18 protein-coding genes are annotated in these 17,371 nt (G+C 64.1%); 8 read left to right on the top strand and 10 right to left on the bottom strand.

What is annotated here, in order from left to right; all coding sequences use genetic code 11:
• Positions 1-109: 109 nt before the first annotated feature.
• Together IFT76_RS11645 and IFT76_RS11640 are read left to right on the top strand one after the other, a co-directional pair.
• Positions 110-1,024 carry a lysine exporter LysO family protein gene (locus IFT76_RS11645; RefSeq protein ID WP_192058488.1) on the top strand — a complete coding sequence of 305 codons (915 nt, stop codon included), beginning with the start codon at positions 110-112 and terminating at the stop codon, positions 1,022-1,024.
• 338 nt (positions 1,025-1,362) lie between these two features.
• Positions 1,363-2,589, top strand: coding sequence for a TIGR03862 family flavoprotein (locus IFT76_RS11640; RefSeq protein WP_192058486.1), 1,227 nt, complete (start codon positions 1,363-1,365; stop codon positions 2,587-2,589).
• 116 nt (positions 2,590-2,705) lie between these two features.
• On the opposite strand, the gene IFT76_RS11635 is transcribed toward IFT76_RS11640, so the two are convergent.
• The 5 genes from IFT76_RS11635 to IFT76_RS11615 all read right to left on the bottom strand — a co-directional run bounded on the left by IFT76_RS11635 (position 2,706) and on the right by IFT76_RS11615 (position 7,092).
• The gene (locus tag IFT76_RS11635) at positions 2,706-4,040 is read right to left on the bottom strand and encodes a DEAD/DEAH box helicase (RefSeq protein ID WP_192058484.1); all 1,335 of its coding nucleotides are present in this window, start codon (positions 4,038-4,040) and stop codon (positions 2,706-2,708) included.
• 39 nt (positions 4,041-4,079) lie between these two features.
• A complete protein-coding gene (yedA, locus tag IFT76_RS11630) occupies positions 4,080-4,979 on the bottom strand; it encodes a drug/metabolite exporter YedA (RefSeq protein ID WP_192054804.1) in 900 nt (299 codons plus the stop codon).
• Positions 4,980-5,070: 91 nt separating this feature from the next.
• Positions 5,071-5,682, bottom strand: coding sequence for a 3'-5' exonuclease (locus IFT76_RS11625; RefSeq protein WP_185795169.1), 612 nt, complete (start codon positions 5,680-5,682; stop codon positions 5,071-5,073).
• 12 nt (positions 5,683-5,694) lie between these two features.
• The gene (locus IFT76_RS11620) at positions 5,695-6,174 is read right to left on the bottom strand and encodes a LabA-like NYN domain-containing protein (protein ID WP_043192734.1); all 480 of its coding nucleotides are present in this window, start codon (positions 6,172-6,174) and stop codon (positions 5,695-5,697) included.
• Positions 6,175-6,369: 195 nt separating this feature from the next.
• Positions 6,370-7,092, bottom strand: coding sequence for a DUF2076 domain-containing protein (locus IFT76_RS11615; protein WP_192058483.1), 723 nt, complete (start codon positions 7,090-7,092; stop codon positions 6,370-6,372).
• A gap of 221 nt (positions 7,093-7,313) precedes the next feature.
• Between IFT76_RS11615 and IFT76_RS11610 the strand changes: the two genes are divergently transcribed.
• Entirely contained in the window at positions 7,314-7,967 is a 654-nt protein-coding gene (locus IFT76_RS11610; protein ID WP_122475444.1) for a YciC family protein, read from the top strand.
• A gap of 9 nt (positions 7,968-7,976) precedes the next feature.
• Here IFT76_RS11610 and rutF read toward each other — a convergent pair whose 3' ends face one another.
• Genes rutF through rutA form a run of 5 tightly spaced genes read right to left on the bottom strand, consistent with a single transcriptional unit; the run spans position 7,977 to position 11,508 of the window.
• Positions 7,977-8,492, bottom strand: a complete 516-nt coding sequence (rutF, locus tag IFT76_RS11605; RefSeq protein WP_122795430.1) for an NADH-dependent FMN reductase RutF — start codon at positions 8,490-8,492, stop codon at positions 7,977-7,979.
• Positions 8,489-9,271 (bottom strand): pyrimidine utilization protein D, encoded by a 783-nt coding sequence (rutD, locus tag IFT76_RS11600; RefSeq protein WP_192058481.1) that lies wholly within the window; start codon positions 9,269-9,271, stop codon positions 8,489-8,491. The genes rutF and rutD overlap by 4 nt, the downstream gene beginning before the upstream one ends.
• A gap of 20 nt (positions 9,272-9,291) precedes the next feature.
• Complete coding sequence (gene rutC, locus IFT76_RS11595; protein ID WP_122475450.1) at positions 9,292-9,675, bottom strand: pyrimidine utilization protein C; 384 nt, start codon at positions 9,673-9,675, stop codon at positions 9,292-9,294.
• A gap of 10 nt (positions 9,676-9,685) precedes the next feature.
• Positions 9,686-10,426 carry a pyrimidine utilization protein B gene (gene rutB / locus IFT76_RS11590; RefSeq protein WP_192058479.1) on the bottom strand — a complete coding sequence of 247 codons (741 nt, stop codon included), beginning with the start codon at positions 10,424-10,426 and terminating at the stop codon, positions 9,686-9,688.
• Entirely contained in the window at positions 10,426-11,508 is a 1,083-nt protein-coding gene (gene rutA, locus IFT76_RS11585) for a pyrimidine utilization protein A (RefSeq protein ID WP_122475453.1), read from the bottom strand. Before rutA ends, rutB begins: the two co-directional genes overlap by 1 nt.
• Before the next feature lie 281 nt (positions 11,509-11,789).
• On the opposite strand from rutA, the gene rutR reads away from it, so the two are divergent.
• The 5 genes from rutR to IFT76_RS11560 all read left to right on the top strand — a co-directional run bounded on the left by rutR (position 11,790) and on the right by IFT76_RS11560 (position 17,358).
• Positions 11,790-12,512: an HTH-type transcriptional regulator RutR gene (gene rutR, locus IFT76_RS11580; protein ID WP_192058478.1), complete on the top strand. Its 723-nt coding sequence runs from the start codon at positions 11,790-11,792 to the stop codon at positions 12,510-12,512.
• Positions 12,513-12,724: 212 nt separating this feature from the next.
• The gene (locus IFT76_RS11575; protein WP_185795164.1) at positions 12,725-13,816 is read left to right on the top strand and encodes a BMP family ABC transporter substrate-binding protein; all 1,092 of its coding nucleotides are present in this window, start codon (positions 12,725-12,727) and stop codon (positions 13,814-13,816) included.
• The gene (locus tag IFT76_RS11570) at positions 13,813-15,327 is read left to right on the top strand and encodes an ABC transporter ATP-binding protein (RefSeq protein WP_192058476.1); all 1,515 of its coding nucleotides are present in this window, start codon (positions 13,813-13,815) and stop codon (positions 15,325-15,327) included. The genes IFT76_RS11575 and IFT76_RS11570 overlap by 4 nt, the downstream gene beginning before the upstream one ends.
• Entirely contained in the window at positions 15,320-16,432 is a 1,113-nt protein-coding gene (locus IFT76_RS11565) for an ABC transporter permease (RefSeq protein WP_192058475.1), read from the top strand. Before IFT76_RS11570 ends, IFT76_RS11565 begins: the two co-directional genes overlap by 8 nt.
• Entirely contained in the window at positions 16,432-17,358 is a 927-nt protein-coding gene (locus tag IFT76_RS11560) for an ABC transporter permease (RefSeq protein ID WP_192058473.1), read from the top strand. The genes IFT76_RS11565 and IFT76_RS11560 overlap by 1 nt, the downstream gene beginning before the upstream one ends.
• Positions 17,359-17,371 lie beyond the last annotated feature (13 nt).

Below are 17,371 nucleotides of genomic sequence, written 5' to 3'. Positions count from 1 at the left end.
CCAGGTGCCGTTACCTGGAAAAAGCCCAGCCGAACGCGCTGCGCATCTGGAATAATGCCGGCCTTCGTCACCCGCACCACTCCATGGATTTTGCACAAGGCCTGCAACAATGCTTTCGATCGTCGCTTCACTCCTGCCCATTCTGCTGGCGCTGGCCGGCGGCTGGCTGCTGGCAATCTTCATCAGCCCCGCACTGCGCCAGCGGCTGGTGAAGCTGATCACCCCATTCATCTGGCTGCTGCTGTTTTCGATCGGCTACGAATTCGGCAATGTCTTGGGCGCCTTGAACTCGGCACGCGAATCGGCGCTCACCGCGCTGGTCTTCGCCCTGCTCACCACCGCCGTGCCCTGGTTGATGCTGTCGTGGGGCACCGCTGCTGCAGTGGCCCACCCAGCGTCGGCGCGTCAGGGGCTGGCGGGCATTGTCCCACCGCTCAAGGAGTGTCTGATCGCGCTGCTCGCCCTGGCGCTGGGCGTCGGCATGTATCACCTGTGGGGCGCGGCCGACGGCTCGGGTTTCGCCTGGCCTTCGACCAGCTACTTCCTCTATGTACTGATCGTGCTGGTTGGGCTGGACCTCTACGGAGTCCGGCCCGACCCGTCGTGGTACTCGCTGCGCACGCTGAAGATTCCCGCGATGGTGGTGATCGGCTCGTTGCTGGGCGGCCTGCTCGCAGCCTGGGCCACCGGCCAGCCGCTGGCCATTTCCATGGCGCTGTCCAGTGGCTTTGGCTGGTTCACCTTGTCCGGCGTGCTGGTGGGCCACCATGCCGGTGAAGCCTTCGGCGCCATGGCCCTGCTGACCGATCTGTTCCGCGAGATCCTCGCCATCGGTCTGCTCTACAGCCTGGGCGCGCGGCGTCCGCTGCAATGCATCGCTGCAGGCGGTGCCACATCCCTGGACTCGACCTTGCCGATCATCAAGCAGAAGTGCCCGCCACAATTGCTCCCGGTGGCCCTGGTCAGCGGTTTTCTGCTGACGGTGGTCGGGCCCTTGTTGATGGTGTTCTTCCTGACCGTATGAGTTATGCACACCGGCGCAGCGGTGGATAAGTTACGCACAATCGCTGTGCAACTGCCTGTGGATAATCTGCGCATAAGCGCCTGGCGTGCCGTGCAGGCGGGGGTATGAGCGAAGCGGTCATTTTTTGATCAGTGATGTCGAGCGGTTTTGCAAGCGCACGCGCCAGTTACCCACATCCGCTGTGCAACCGCATGTGGATAACCTGCGCAAAACAGGCTGCAGGCCTTGCGCTGTGGGGCTTTCAGTGATGTGATCACATTTTGATCAGCGACGGCTGTGGATACAGGAGCGGAACGAGCCGTGTAGAATTCTCGTTCTTTCCCTGTCGATCCGCATACATGCACTCTTCTTCCCCTCGCGTCGCCGTGATCGGCGGCGGCCCGGCGGGCCTGATGGCCGCCGAAGTGCTGAGCCTTGCCGGCGTGGCCGTCGACGTCTACGACGGCATGCCCTCGGTGGGCCGCAAATTCCTCCTGGCAGGCGTCGGCGGCATGAACATCACCCATTCCGAGCCCTACCCGGCTTTCGTTTCGCGGTATGCGGAACGTGCGCAGGACGTTCGAGCATGGCTGGACCCATTCGATGGGTCACGGCTGCGCGAATGGATTCATGGCCTGGGTATCGACACCTTCGTCGGCACCTCCGGGCGGGTGTTCCCCGCCGACATGAAGGCCGCACCGCTGCTGCGGGCCTGGCTCAAGCGCCTGCGCGAATCCGGCGTGGTTATCCACACCCGCCACCGCTGGCTGGGCTGGAACGCCGACGGCAGCTTGCGCATCGCCAATCCACAAGGCGAGTTGGCCATACCTGCGGATGCCACGGTGTTGGCGTTGGGTGGCGCTAGCTGGGCGCGGCTGGGTTCCGACGGCGCCTGGGTGCCGTGGTTGCATGATCGCGGTGTACCGATCAAGCCGCTGCAACCCTCCAACTGCGGCTTCGAAGTGCCGGGCTGGAGCGCGCTGCTGCGGGAGAAGTTTGCCGGCGTACCGTTGAAGAACGTTGCCCTCGGGCTGGCTGGCGAGCCCTTGCGCAGGGGTGAATTCGTGCTGACCGAAACAGGGGTGGAAGGCAGTTTGGTGTATGCACTGTCAGCCGGGATTCGCGAGGCGATCAACCGCACAGGCAAAGCGACCCTGCATCTGGACCTGCTGCCGGACCGTCCTGTGGATAAGGTTCGGGCCGCGTTGCATAAGCCGCGGGGGTCTAAAAGCATGGCCCGGCACCTGCAGGGGCAACTGGGCCTGGAAGGGGTGAAGGCCGGCCTTCTGCGGGAGCTGACCGATGCGCAAGCCTTTGCCGACCTCGATGCGCTGACCTTGGCGATCAAGGCCCTGCCGCTGACGCTGGTGCGCGCGCGGCCGCTGGACGAGGCCATCAGCACGGCGGGCGGTGTGGACTTGCAAGGGTTGGATCGGCACCTGATGCTCAACGCCGTGCCAGGCACCTTCTGCGCGGGTGAAATGCTGGACTGGGAAGCGCCTACCGGCGGCTATCTGCTGACAGCCTGTTTCGCCAGCGGGCGGCGCGCGGCGGATGGCGTGCTGGAGTGGCTGGCGCGGGGGTGATGTTTACCGCAGGGGGCCTCTTCGCGGGCAGAGACCCGCTCCCACAGGGTCGGCATTCCCTTTAACCTGTGGGAGCGGGCTCTGCCCGCGAAGAGGCCCTCAGCCCCCCACACACCTCAAGGCTTGCGCTTGCGCGGCCCGGTATTGAACACCGGGACCTTGCGCACTGGCTTGACCACCGGCACCGCATCCACCGGTGAGTCACCGCTGTCGACCCACTTGCCCAGGTTCCTCTTGCTGCCACTGACCTTGGGCTTCTTCGGCTTTTTCGGTTTCTTCACCACCTGGCCGCTGGCATCGGTGTCCGGCACGCGGTGGTCGGGCACGAAGTCAGGCTCGTCGACGCGCTTCAGCGTCTGCCGGGTGAGCGTTTCGATGGCCGACAGCAACTGCACTTCGTCGGCGCAGACCAACGAGATAGCCTCACCGGTGGCCCCGGCGCGACCGGTGCGACCGATGCGGTGAATGTAGTCTTCGGCAACGATGGGCAGGTCGAAGTTGACCACCAACGGCAGGTCTTCGATGTCCAGGCCGCGCGCGGCAACATCGGTGGCCACCAGGATCTGCACCTCCGAGGCCTTGAAGCGATCCAGCGCGCGCTGGCGCGTGGCCTGGGGCTTGTCGCCGTGGATGCCATCAGCGTTGACACCCAGACCTTGCAGCTTCTCGACCAACGCGTCGACGCCGTTACGGGTCTTGGCGAACACCAGCACCTGTTTCCAGCGCTGCTTCTTCAACAGATGGCAGAACAGCTCGGCCTTGCGCTTCTTGTCCACCGGCACGATCCACTGCTGCACCGAGCTGGCCGCCACGTTGCGCGGGCTGACTTCGATGCTCAGCGGGTCGTTGAGCATCTGCCCGGCGAGCAAGCGAATGGCATCGGAAAAGGTCGCCGAGAACAGCAAGGTCTGACGCTTCTTCGGCAAGGCCGCATAGATGTCGCGCAGCTCCTCGGAAAAGCCCAGGTCGAGCATGCGATCCGCTTCATCCAGCACCAGGGTCTGCAGCTGGGAAAACTTGACCGCGTTCTGCCGATACAGATCGAGCAGACGCCCAGGCGTCGCCACCAGCAGGTCGACGCCCTTGCGCAGCTTCATCATCTGCGGATTGATGCTGACCCCGCCGTACACGGCATAAGTGCTCAACGGCAGGTGCTCGCCGTACTCGACGATATTGGCGTGGACCTGCTCGGCCAGCTCGCGCGTGGGGCACAGCACCAGCGCGCGCACCGAATTGCTTGCCACCTTGGGCCCTTCCATGGCCAGCAACTGCAGCAATGGCAGGGCGAAACCGGCGGTCTTGCCGGTGCCGGTCTGGGCCGCAGCCATCAGGTCGCGGCCGGCCAGCACTGCCGGAATGGCTTGGGTCTGCACCGGGGTCGGCGTCTGGTAGCCAAGCGTTTCAAGGGCGCGCTGCAGGGGTTCGATCAGGCCAAGGGTGGCGAATGTCATGGGTCTACCGTCAGAAGATGTTTCGCAATGGCCGGCAGTTTACCCTGTCGGCAGCGCTTTCGCCTTGCGCCATTGCGGCACCCCGATCAACACCACCGCACCGATGATCACCGCCATCGCCACGCACTCCTCGACGCCGATGTGCTCGCCGGCGAAGAGAATGCCCAGCAGCACGGCCACTGCCGGGTTGACGTATGCATAACTGGTGGCGGCTGCCGGACGCACGTGCTTGAGCAGGTACATATAGGCACTGAAGGCCACGATCGAACCGAAGAACACCAGGTAGGCCAGCGCGCCCCAGCCGGCGGCGGTCGGCCATTGCTGCAGGCGCTCGCCGGAAATCAGGCTGCCGAGCAGCAGCACCGCGCCGCCGATGAGCATTTCCGCCGCTGCTGCCATGGCGCCCTGGGGCAATGGCAGGCTGCGGCTCCATACCGAGCCAAAGGCCCAGGCGGCCGCCGCGAAAATCAGCAAGGCGGCGCCCAGCGGGCTGGCCTGCAGGTTGGAGCCCAGGTTGAGCAGACCAATGCCGATCAGCCCGAGGACGATGCCGGCCCACTCCAGACGAGTATTGCGCTGGCCGCGAAACAGGCCGAAGAACAGGGTGAACAGCGGCACGGTGGCCACGGCCAGCGCCGCCACGCCGGAGGACACCCCGGCGTGCTCGGCGACCGTGACCCCACCATTGCCGCAACTGAGCAGCAGGATGCCCACGCACCCGGCTGCGCGCCATTGCGGCCAGCTGGGGTTGGGCGCCCCGCGCAGGCGCAGGAAGCTGTACAGCAGGGTTCCGGCGATGAGAAAGCGCACCCCGGCCATCAGCAACGGTGGCCAGGACTCGACGCCGATACGGATGAACAGGTACGTCGAGCCCCAGACGAAGTACAGGGCCAGAAAAGCGCCGATGAGCAGCAGGGGGAAGCGGGACTTGGCAGGCATTTCAAAGGTCATCCATGGTGTGTTTTTATTCTTTCCTGATGGGAACGGCGCGGGCGGCACTCCCCTCTACCCGCGAAGAGGCCCTCCAGCCCTAGCCCATCCGATACTTCTGCAACACCTCGCGCATCTTCGCCATCGGCACTTTCTGCAGCGTGCAGAACAACCCATGGGACACCTCGGCCAGCCCGTGGCGTTCGCGCAGTTCCAGCGCCAGGTGCTGGGTCAGGTTGGCGGCCATCTCGGCGTCGGCCATGGCCCGGTGAGCCTGGCCGGTGTGTGGCAGTTTCGCCCACTGGGTCAAGGTGCCCAGCTTGTGATTCGGCGCGCCAGGGAACAGGCGCCGGGCCATCAACATCGAGCAGGCGAAACTCTGCACCCGTGCCCGGCGCAGCAGGCTCAGCTCGTGGTCCCAGAACTTCTGGTCGAAGGAAGCATTGTGCGCAAGCAACGGCGTGCTGCCGACGAACTCGGCCACTTCGGCCATGACCTCGGCGGCCGGTGGGGCCTTGCGTACCATGGCCGTGGTGATGCCGGTGAGGCTGGCAACGAAGCCAGGCACGGGCAGGCCGGCGTTCATCAGGCTCTGGTAGCGCCCGACGATTTCGCCGCGCTCGAGCATGACCACGGCGATTTCCGTGGCGCGACAGCCCATGTTCGGCGAGATGCCAGTGGTTTCGAAGTCGATGACAGCAATGCGTTCCAAAGCGGTGAAACCTCAGTTCTTCAGCAGCAACGCGCCTTCGATGGGCACGTAGCGGGTGGCGGCGCGGATCAGTGAGTTGGCGGTCAGGCCCGGAACCCCATAGGCCACGGCCTCGACCCCGTGCTTGCCGATAATGCGGTCGAGCAGCAGGTCGAAGTCGCCGTCGCCCGAAGCAAGCACGATTTCGTCGACGTGATCGGCGGCGTCCATGATATCAATGGTGATGCCCACGTCCCAGTCGCCCTTGGCCGAGCCATCGCTGCGCTGGATATAGGGCTTGAGTTTGACCGTGAAGCCGAGGTTGCGCAGGATCTGCTGGAATTGCTGCTGCTTGCTGTCGCCACGGTCGATGGCGTAGGCATAGGCTTCGACGATCTGTCCACGCTGGCCGATGTCGGCCCACAGCGCGGCGTAATTGAAATGGCAGCCGTAGGCCTGGCGCACGGTGTAGTAAAGGTTCTGTACATCGGCGAACACCGCGATCTTCTTCACCGCACTTCCTCGTCGCGCTGGGCGCCTGAGCTTCTGGATAGCCAGTATGCCAGTGTTGGGGCAAGGATGGGGTGGAGATGGGGGTGACTGTGCCGGCCTCTTCGCGGGCAGAGACCCGCTCCTACAGGGTTGTGCGCGATCCTGTGGGAGCGGGGCGGGCGGCGAGCCCTCTGCCCGCGAAGAGGCCCTCGGCCTTTACACGAAATCATCATCCTCGGACATGAAGCCGCCGTCATCGCCGCTGTCATAACCGGCATCCGCCAAACCACCCTGTTCATTCCAGCTGTCATTGCTGACCTGTTGGGCATCGCCGCTTTCGTTCCAGCCACCGCCGTCGCTGGCCTGGGCGGGCTCTTCCTTGATCACCTCGACGACCTCCTGCGGATTGTCGTGATGAAACAGACTGCTGATGCCCTGCGCCAGCATCACACCACCGGCCACACCCGCGGCCGTCTGCAGGGCGCCGCGCATGAAACCGCCACCTGCGGCCGGCGCCTGAGCACCTGGGGCGGCGTAGTTCTGCTGTGGCGGTGGCTGGTACGCCGGCGCCTGGCGGGCCGGCTCGCGCCAGCCATTGCCCTGCGGCTGCACTGCCCGCGCAGGCTGCTGTGCATCGCGAGTGCCGCCACCGAAAATGCTCGACAGGAAACCACCACCGCCCTGCTGTGCCGGTGCTGCCGATTGGCTGCGCGCCTGTTGCAATTCGGTCTGCAGCTGCTGGTTCTGCTCGCTCAGGTGCTTGATCGCCGCTTCCTGGACCAGGATCGCCTGCGCCATGTAATAAGGCGCGGCCGGCTGGGCGGCCACATGCCCCTTGATGCGTTCGTCAGCCTGCGCATCACGCGCACTGCCATCTTTTTCGGCCTGCTGGAGGCGGGTGAACAGACCGTCGATCAAGCTTTGTTCATCAGTGTTCATGGCGACCTCGCTCGATTGCCCACAAAATGGGTACAGCCGGCGCACAGTGCGTCGGTTCTGCTTCAATGATGGGGCTGGCGCCCCGCCTTTCAATGACCGGCCGCGATTAAACTTTGTTCACCCTCCCCCGTTGCCGCCGTTCGCAGCCTGCGGGCCGGGTGTTGAAAAGCGCCACCATCGGCTAAAGTGTCGACCTGCTTTTTGACCTGTGACCCGGCCCCATGAACCCGCTGATCGTATTGCGCGACTCGTTCTATTTCTTCCGCATCAACCTGTGGGCGATTCTGCGCCTGTGCCTGCCGCTGGTGGTCTGCGAGGCCCTGGCGCGCGAACTGGTGGCGCGCGCCAGTGGCCCCGACGCCACTGTCATGTACGACGTGGCGGTGGGCTTGCTGTTCTACCCGCTGTACACCGCCGCACTGATCCTGTTTCTCGACGCCCGCACCGACGGCTACGAGCCGCAGGGTCGGCACCTGCTGGGCAAGGCCTTGCACCTGTGGCCACGCTTCGCCCTGATGGCTGCCCTCAGCACACTGCTGATCATGTTCGGCATGTGGCTGTTCGTGCTGCCGGGCCTGTACCTGATGATCAAGCTGTCGTTCTCGGAATACCTGCTGGTGCTGCGCAACATCACCCCCTTGCAGGCCATGCGCGAAAGCTTCGACATGACCAAGGGCAAGTTCTGGCCGATCCTGTTCACCCTGCTGGCGATCATGATCCCGCTGTGGCTGCTCGACGGCCTGAGCGCCATGGCCTGGACCGACACCCAGCCCACGCTGGTGCGGCTGCTGGTGGACAGCGTCAACAGCTTCCTGCAGCTGCTGCCCAGCGTGGTGTTGTTTCGCCTGTTCATGTTGATGAGCAAGCCTGACTGACCACTGCGTTCAGGCGCTGGCCTGGGTGCCGGCCAGCTCGTGGTAGCGGCGAGCGAAGTAGACCAGCACATCGGCTTCGTTTTGCTGGCGAATATCCAGTACTTCGCACACCAGAATGTCGTGGGTACCGACGCTGGTACTGCTGGTGATCTTGCAGTCGAAAGACAGCTTGGCACCTTCCAGTATCGGCGCACCGGTGACCCCCTGGCTCCAGCAGCCGCCCTCGAAGCGCTGCGCCTGGGGCGTCTTGCCGCCAAAGGCATTGGACAAGGCTTGCTGGCCATTGCCCAGGGTGTTGACGCACACCGTGCCGTTGCCCGTGAACGACTCGTACACCGATGCAGTGCGATTGATGCACACCAGCAGCGTCGGCGGCTGGTCGGTCACGCTGCACACCGCCGTGGCAGTGAAACCCGCGCGCCCATGGGGGCCGTCGGTGGTGATGACGTTCACGGCGGCGGCCAGGCCGGCCATGGCGTCACGAAAGGCTTGACGCTCGACGGGAAGCGAATGAGGCACGGTCATAGTGAGAGTCCTTGAAAGTAGTCCAGCACAGCATGATGGAAGGGTTGCGGGTCGCTGACGCTTGACGCGTGCCCGCCGTATTCGAGTACCACCAGCGTGGCATTGGGCAGCCGATCGGCCAGGTGCCGGGAACGCTGCCACGGCACCAGCATGTCATCCCTGTTGGCGATCAGCAGCGTGGGCGTGTGAATGCCTTGCAGCCGCGATTCGATGTCGAAGGTTTCCAGCGCGTTGATCCGCCGCAGCAGGTTGTCATGGCTGGGAAAGTGGGCCAGAGCATGGGCCTCGTCTTCGGCCAGACGCGCGCCGTTGCTGGCGATCCAGTCGGCGGGATACAGGAACAACGCCTGCGCTTGTACGTAAGCCTGCGAGCCGCAGTGGCGCAGCAGGTTCTTGCGTACCGCAAAACAACGGGCGCTGTGCGGATTGGGGCTGCTCCAGGCGTTGATCAGCACCAGGCTGCTCAACCGCTCCGGGCACATCGCTGCCAGTTCCAGCCCAACCAGTCCACCCAGGGCATGGCCCATGAAATGGCACTGTTCGATGTCGAGTTCATCGAGCAGTGCCAGCAGCTCTTCGGCCATGTGCGCGATGCAGTAGCCTTCGGGCAGTTGCGCAGGGCTGCGCCCGGTGCCGGCGTGATCGTAGGTCACGACCCGGAAATGCTCGCCGAGCAGCGCCAGATCACCGGCCCAGAACCCGGCCGAGCCGCCGAGACCGGAACTGAGCAGCAAAGTAGGCGCGCTGGGGTCCTGGCGACCTTGAATGGAGTGATACATGGAAACCTCCGGGTTGAGCGTCAGCCGACGTGAGCGATGCTGGCGATTTCGATCAGCGCATCGGGCTTGACCAGACCGCACTGGATGCAATAACGCGCAGGTTTCTCGCCGGCAAAGTACTCGGCATACACCTCGTTGACCTTGGGGTAGTCGGCCCAGTCGCGGATCATGATCATGTTGAAGGTCACGTCATCCAGGGTACCGCCGGCCGTTTCCACCACACCCTTGATGGTCTCCAGCACGTGACGGGTCTGCGCTGCCGCGTCACCGACGTGCACCACGTTGTTGTCCTTGTCGAACGGCAGGGTGCCCGAGACGTACAGCACGCCATCGGCCAGCGAACCCGGAACGAACGGCGCCAGGGGCTTGCCGGTGCCTGCAGGGATAATCGATTGCTTGGTCATCTGTGCGTCCTCAGGAGGGTTGCCCGACAGGGGCGAAGGTGGTGCAGAAGTCATCGACGCTGGAGACCCAGCCGAAGAAGGTTTCGATGTTGAACAACGCGGCTTGCTGAGCGAATGCGGGGCCCGCCTGATGAGTGGCATCGGCCAGCACCACGCCGAAGTACTCCAGATGGAAGCCGTCGCGCAGGGTCGACTCGACGCACACGTTGGTGGCAATGCCGGTGAACACCAGGTTGCGGATGCCGCGCGCGCGCAGCGTGCTGTCGAAGGTGGAGTTGAAGAAGCCGCTGTAGCGGGTCTTCGCAACCACGATGTCGCCCGGCTGGGGCTTGAGCTGGTCGACCAGGGCATAATCCCAACCGCCCTTGGCCAGCAGCTGCCCTTGCAGTTCGGGGCGCTTGCGCATGGTTTTCAGCGCATTGGACTTGTGCCAGTTGGGCGAGCCGGGCCCGCCGGCCTCGACGTAGGACGGGTCCCAGCCGTTCTGGAAGAAAATCACCGGGATGCCAGCGGCGCGGGCTGCCGAAATGGATCGCTGAATGGCGGCGATCACCGGCCCCGTGCTCGACACATCGAAGCCGGCCAGGTCCAGGTAGCCACCCAGCGTGGCGTAGGCGTTCTGCATGTCGACCACCACCAGCGCGGTTTCGCTGGCTTTCATGCGCAGCGCTTCGGGGCGGGCGGGCAGTTCACGGGCAGGGTGCGGGTCCAGCGGCAGGGACACGCCGGAAACGTTCACGGGCGTATTCATCACACGGCCTCCAGGGTGCGCAGCACGTGGCGACGGCTGCTCATCAGCGGCTGTATCTTTTGCCCGAAGTCTTCGATGCCTTGCACGAAATCGTCGAACGTCAGCATCACGCCCTGGGTGCCCGGCACGCTGGCGACTTCGTCGAGCATGCGCGCCACATTGGCCCACGAGCCGACCAGGGTGCCCATGTTGATGTTGACCGCCGAGGTGGGGTCGGCCATCTGCCGCAGGTTGGAGCTGGCACTTTTGTCTGCCGAGCCCTTCTCGCCCAGCCAGGCAATGGCTTCCTGGTCGGCACCGGCCTTGATGTGCTCCCAGCGCGCACGTGCTGCCTCGTCGCTGTCGGCGGCGATGATCATGAACAGCACGCAGGAGGTCACGTGGCGCCCGGTCTTCTTGTTGGCCTCGACCAGCGCCTGGGCGGTGGGGGCGAACGCGGTCGGGGTGTTGACGCCTTTGCCGAAGCAGAAGTTGTAGTCGGCGTATTGCGCCGAGAAGGCCATGCCCGCTTCGCTCTGGCCGGCGCAGATCAGCTTCATGTCGGCCTGCGGACGCGGGCTGACACGGCAGTCCTGCATGGTGAAATGTTCACCCTTGAAGTCGCTGCGCCCGGTACTCCACAGATCGCGCAGTACCTGCGCGTATTCGCCCAGGTACTGGTAGCGGGTACCGAAGAACTCGTCGCCGGGCCACAGGCCCATCTGTTCGTACTCCGGTTTCTGCCAGCCGGTGACCAGATTGACGCCGAAGCGGCCATTGGAAATCGAGTCGATGGTTGCCGCCATGCGTGCGGTGATGGCCGGCGGAATGGTCAAGGTGGCTACGGTGGCGAACAACTGGATCTTGCTGGTCACGGCGGCCAGGCCAGCCATCAGCGTGAACGACTCCATGTTGTGTTCCCAGAACTCGGTCTTGCCGCCGAAGCCGCGCAGTTTGATCATCGACAGCGCAAAGTCGAAGCCATAGTGCTCGGCCTTCTGCACGATCTGCTTGTTCAATTCGAAGGTGGGCAGGTACTGCGGCGCGTTTTCGGAAATCAGCCAGCCGTTGTTGCCAATAGGAGTGAAAACACCGATATCCATGTGGGTCCCTCTCTGAGTAATGAGCGTTACGCACCGGACAGGTTGCGCATGAAAGGGTACTTAGCAGGGATCGGGCCAGGTTTGATTAAGCTATGCTTTTCATAAACTTATGAATTAAACAGGCGTATTGGTGGACCAATTGGTCCGAAGTAGAGCACTTGGTTTGTGCGCTTTTTCCGGCTGCCGGTGCAAAACGATGCACGCCGCTGCCCTGCCTGTATCGTCGGCAGACATTCGCCCGTTATCATGGCCGCCTACATCCAGCTGCAGGTTCCAGTCGCGTGAAAGAACAGCCACCCGCCAACGAGCCCCGTGCCAAGCGCGCGCGCAACGTCAAGCCCAAGCCTGCGGTCAAGGCGACCCGAGAGCCCAGCGCCGCGGCACTCAAGCGCCGGCTGCAACTGATGGAAAGCAAGCGCACCGCGATACTGGGCGCCGCACTGGATGTGTTCTCGCGCTATGGCCTGCACGGCAGCAGTCTTGATCAGGTAGCCACCCGGGCCGACGTGTCCAAGACCAATCTGCTGTACTACTTTTCCAGCAAGGACGACCTTTACCTGAGCGTGCTCAGGCAGTTGCTGGAGGTCTGGCTGAGCCCCCTGCAGTACTTCACTGCCGACAAGAACCCGGTAGAGGCCATCGGTGCCTATATAAAAGCCAAGCTCGAACTGTCCCGGGATCACGCAGCGGAATCGCGCCTGTTCTGCATGGAGATCATGCAGGGCGCCCCGCTGATGCTCAGTGAACTGCAGCAGCCCCTGCGCGAAACCGTCGACACCAAGGTCGCGGTGATCGAGCACTGGATCGCGACGGGCCAACTGGCGCCGGTCAACCCGCACCACTTCATCTTTTCGCTGTGGGCAACCACCCAGCACTACGCCGACTTCCGCACCCAGGTGGAGGCAGTGACCGGCAAGACCTTGCACGATCCGGTGTTCTTCGAAGAGGTCCTGGTGGGGTTGCGCGGGTTGATACTCGATGGCGTGCGTCCCCGAGCCAGCTGAGCGCCCCGTAATCGTGCCGGGCGCACAAACCAAGTGCTCTACTTCGGACCAACTGCTCTGAATTAAGCTTGATGAATAACTCAAGCAACTGTTAAACAAGCGTTTTTCTGATATGGCACGGATGCTGCTTTCGAGCTTCGGGCGGCCAAGGGCAGATTCCTGGCCCTGGCAGCGCCCTGCTGCCCCACGCTCATATTTCAGGAAGGCGCCTCATGCTCAAGACACTGCTGCCAGGAATGCTGCTCGCCGCTTCGGCCTACGGGACAGGGAGTGCGGCATACGCCGAGGGCCTGACCCTCAAGGGCCCGGCCAAGATCGCCATGGTCTACATCAGCCCGCGCAACGACGGTGGCTGGACCCAGGCTTTCGACGAAGCTCGCCTCAAGCTGGAAAAAAGCCTGGATCAGAAAATCCAGTACGTCGAAAGCGTCCCTGAAAACGCTGCGGCCGTCACCCCCGTGGTCGACCGGCTGATCGCGCGCGGCGCCAACATCATCATCGGCACCGCATTCGGCTACTCCGACACCTTCCTGGCGCTGGCGAAGAAATACCCCGAGGTAGCCTTCCTCAATGGTTCGGGCACCACCAACGCCGCCAACCTCGAATCCTTCTACGGCCGCACCTACGAAAGCCAATACCTGTGCGGCATGGCGGCTGGGGCGGCGTCGAAGTCAGGCAAGCTGGGCTTCGTTGCCGCCAACCCCTTCGGCCAGGTCAACTGGACCATCAACGCGTACGAACTGGGCGCTCAGCAAATCAATCCCGCCGCCACGGTCACCGTCATCTACACCGGTGCGTGGAACGACCCGGTGAAGGAGCGCGCCGCGACCATGGCGCTGATCGACAACGGCATCGACGTGATCGGCCAGCATGTCGACAGCCCTACTCCGCAGATCGTGGCACAAGAGCGCGGTATTCATGGCACCGGTCATCATCGGGATCTGAGCGAGTTCGCGCCCAAAGCCACGGTGTGCTCGTCGATGTGGGTGTGGGATCGCTTCCTTACGCCTGAAATCAAGAAAATCATGGCGGGCAACTGGGTACCCGAGGCCAACGGCGCGTTGCTGTCGATGCAGCAGGGCGGCACCGATATCAGCCTGACCAAGGACGCCGCGATCAGCCCCGAGAATCGGGCGAAGATCGAAGCCGCCCGGGCTGAACTGCTGGCGGGCACGAAAACCCTCTACAAAGGCCCCATGGCCGACCGCGATGGCCAACAGCGGCTTGCTCCCGACCAGGTCATGAGCGATCCGGACCTGTGGAAAATGGACTGGTTCGTCGAAGGCGTGAAGACGCAGAAATGAGCCAGGCCAACGCGCTTCAACTCACCGGTATCAGCAAGTCGTTCGACGGTTTCAAGGCGCTCAGCGAAGCCGACTTCAGCGCACGCTGGGGCGAGGTGCATGCCCTGCTCGGCGAGAACGGCGCCGGCAAGTCGTCCCTGATGAACATTGCCGCAGGCCTGTACGCACCGGAAACCGGCAGCGTGCTGATCGACGATAACAGCGTGCGGCTGAACAGCCCGAAGGATGCCAGCCGGCACCGCATCGGCATGGTTCACCAGCACTTCAAACTGGTGCGCCCCTTCACCGTGGCGCAGAACATCCTGCTGGCCCTGCCCGAGCAACCGGGTGAAGGCAGCTATCGCAAGCGGCTTGCAGCGCTGGAACAGACCATCGCCAGCAAGGCCGAGGAACTGGGCTTCGTCCTCGATCCGCGCCAGGTGGTAGAGACCCTGTCGGTGGCCGAGCAGCAGCGCGTGGAAATCCTCAAGGTGCTGCTGGCCGGGGCGCGCATCCTGATTCTCGATGAGCCGACCGCCGTGCTTACCGACCAGGAAGCCGAGCGTTTGTTGAGCACCGTGCAGTCCTTTGCCCGCCAGGGCGCCGCCGTAGTGCTGGTCACTCACAAAATGGCCGATGTCAAACGCTATGCCGACCGGGTCACGGTCATGCGCGGCGGCCGCACGATAAAGACCCTGGACCCGCAAGGCGTCAGCATCGAAGAACTGGTGCGCCTGACGGTGGGCGAGTCGGCGCCCCGCGGCGCGGTGTTGCCGGCAACGCCTGGCGAGCCGTTGCTGCGGGTCAGGAACCTCACCAGCGTGGCCGGCACCGGCGCGCTGCGGGGTGTCGACATGACGCTCTGCGCCGGGCAGATCTACGGCATTGCCGGCGTCGGTGGCAACGGCCAGGGCGAATTGGCCAATGCCCTGATGGGCCTTGAACAGCCCACCGAAGGGGATATCCATCTGCAGCCCTTCGGCGACCTGCGCAACGCCAGCGCGGCACAGCGCCGGGCCCTGCGTATCGCTGCCATCCCTGCCGATCGATACGGCGCCGCGCTGGCCGGCTCGCTCTCGGTAGCGGAAAACTTCGCCATCGGCCAATTGCACGATGGGCGCTACGGCTCCTTCCTGCGCTTGCGCGGCCAACGCATGCTGGACGATGCCGCCCAGGCCGTGGCCGATTTCGATGTGCAGGGTGTGCGCTCGCTGCAGCAGAAAGCGGCGCTGCTGTCGGGCGGCAACGCCCAGAAGCTGGTGATCGCACGCGAGTTCAGCCGTGATCCGCGGCTGATCCTGGTGCATAGCCCCAGCCGTGGCCTGGACGTGCGCGCGAGCCAGGCGGTGCATGCACGCCTGCGCGCCGCGCGTGACGCCGGGGCCGCCGTGCTGGTGATCAGCGAAGACCTTGACGAGGTCATGGCCTTGGCCGATCGCATCGGTGTGATGAATGGCGGCCGCATCGTCGCCGAATTCGACTGCCCGGCAGACCGCCAGGCCATTGGCAAAGCGATGGTAAGCCATGACTGAACTCTCCCAACCGCTGGCCAAGGCGCCACGCCAACCCTTGCTCGGCAGACGCTACACCCTGGAGCTGCGCCAGCAGATGGGCTGGAGCGGCCAAGCCCTGGTGATCGGCCTCGCGGTGATCGTCGGCCTGGCCTTGAGCACAGCCATTCTGGTGGCAGCGGGCATGCCGGCCGATCAACTGCTGGAAGAGTTCGTCGGGCAGACGCTGCTCGATGCCGGCAACTTCAAGGCCGTGCTGTTCCAGGCGGCGCCGATGATCCTGGTCGGCATGGCTGGCTGCCTGGCATTCCGCGCCAGGTTCTGGAACCTGGGCCTGGAAGGCCAGATGATCTGGGGTGGCATTGGCGCCGCGGCCGTCTCGATCTTCCAGATCGGCCCCGAAGCATTGCGCCTGCCGTTGATGATGGCTTCTGCCATCGCCTGCGCGATGCTCTGGACCCTGGCTCCGGTTCTGCTGAAGTTGCGCCTGAAGGTCAACGAAGTGATCTCGACCCTGATGCTCAACTACATCGCCGCCAACTTTCTGCTGCACCTGCTCTACGGCAGTTGGAAAGACCCGCGGGACAACTTCCCCTACTCACCGGCCTTCCAGCCGTTCGAACGCCTGCCGGACCTGTTCGCCGGCTACAACGTGGCGATCGTTATCGCCCTGGTCATCATGGCCCTGGCCGTGTGGTTCATCAGCGTATCGCGCGCCGGACTGTACCTGCGCTTCGTCGATGCCAACCCCAAGGTCGCCAGCGCGGTCGGCGTCCCCGTACGGCGGATGATCCTCGGCACCGTGTTGCTCTCCGGCGCTCTGGCCGGGGTGGCAGGCTTCATCGTCAGCGCGGGCCAGGAAGGTCGGCTGACCCAGTCGTTCTACCAGGGCTACGGCTTCTCCGGAATCCTCATTGCGTTCCTGGCCCGCAACAACCCGTTCGCGGCCGCCGTGGTCGCGCTTCTGGTGGCGATGCTGTTCGTCGCCGGGCGCAACCTGCAGGTGTTCTACCAGGTGCCCTTTTCGATGGTGCAGCTGATTCAGGCCATCCTGGTGATCTGCGTGGCCTCGTCGGACTTCTTCATACGCCACCGTTTGCGGCGCATCCAGGCAGGAGAACAGTGATGGATCTGGTGACTTACTGGCTGAGCAGCGTTCCCGAATTCGCCGTGCCCTTCGCCCTCGCGGCGCTGGGCTTGATCATCATCGAGCGCGCCGGCGTGCTGGCCCTGGGTGCCGAAGGCATGATGCTGGTCGGCGCCCTGGCAGGCATCGGCATGCAGTTGACGCTCGGCCTGCCGGGGCTGTCGATGCTCGCCGCCATGCTTGCCGCCAGTGCGGTCTCGCTGCTGTTCGCGCTGATGGTGCTGGTGCTGCGCATCAACCAAGTGATCGCCGGCCTGGCCCTGGTGTTTTTCTGTCAGGGCCTTACCGGGCTGCTCGGCACCCTGCTGGGCTGGACCAATCGCCCGGTCAGCGGTTTGCAGGCCGTGGAGCTCTGGCCATTGAGCGAGCTACCGGTGGTCGGCGGTCTGTTCAGGCAGAACCCGATGGTGTTCCTCACCGTGCTGATCTTTGTTGCGGTGGTCTGGTTTCTGAATCGAACGCGCACGGGGCTGAAGCTGCGGGCCGTTGGCGAAAACCCCCAGGCTGCCGATGCCGCGGGCCTGCCAGTGCTGCGCTATCGACTGGCCGCGATTCTGGCCGGCAGTGCGCTGATGGGGTTGGCCGGTGGGTTCATCGCCGTGCTCAGTACCAAGATGTGGATCGCCGACATGACCGGCGGTCGTGGCTGGATCGCCATTGCGCTGGTGATCTTCGCCCGCTGGTCGCCCTGGCGCGCCTTCGCCGGTGCCCTGCTGTTCGGCAGCATCGAGGCATTGATTCCGCAACTGGCCGCCGCCGGGGTGCAACTGCCGCAATATTTCATGCTGATGACGCCCTATGCCGTGACCCTGGCGGTCATGGTCTGGGTTGCCGCCAGCAAGCGTGCGGGCGCCAGCCAGCCCGGCGCGCTGGGTGAGCCCTATGTTCGCGAAGAGCGACGTTGACCGATTTTCACCT

This window comes from Pseudomonas sp. CFBP 13727, from assembly GCF_014841915.1.
In the GTDB taxonomy this organism is placed as follows: domain Bacteria; phylum Pseudomonadota; class Gammaproteobacteria; order Pseudomonadales; family Pseudomonadaceae; genus Aquipseudomonas; species Aquipseudomonas baltica.
Note: the sequence above shows the minus strand (reverse complement) of the source record. Positions and strands in the feature narration are given on the sequence as shown.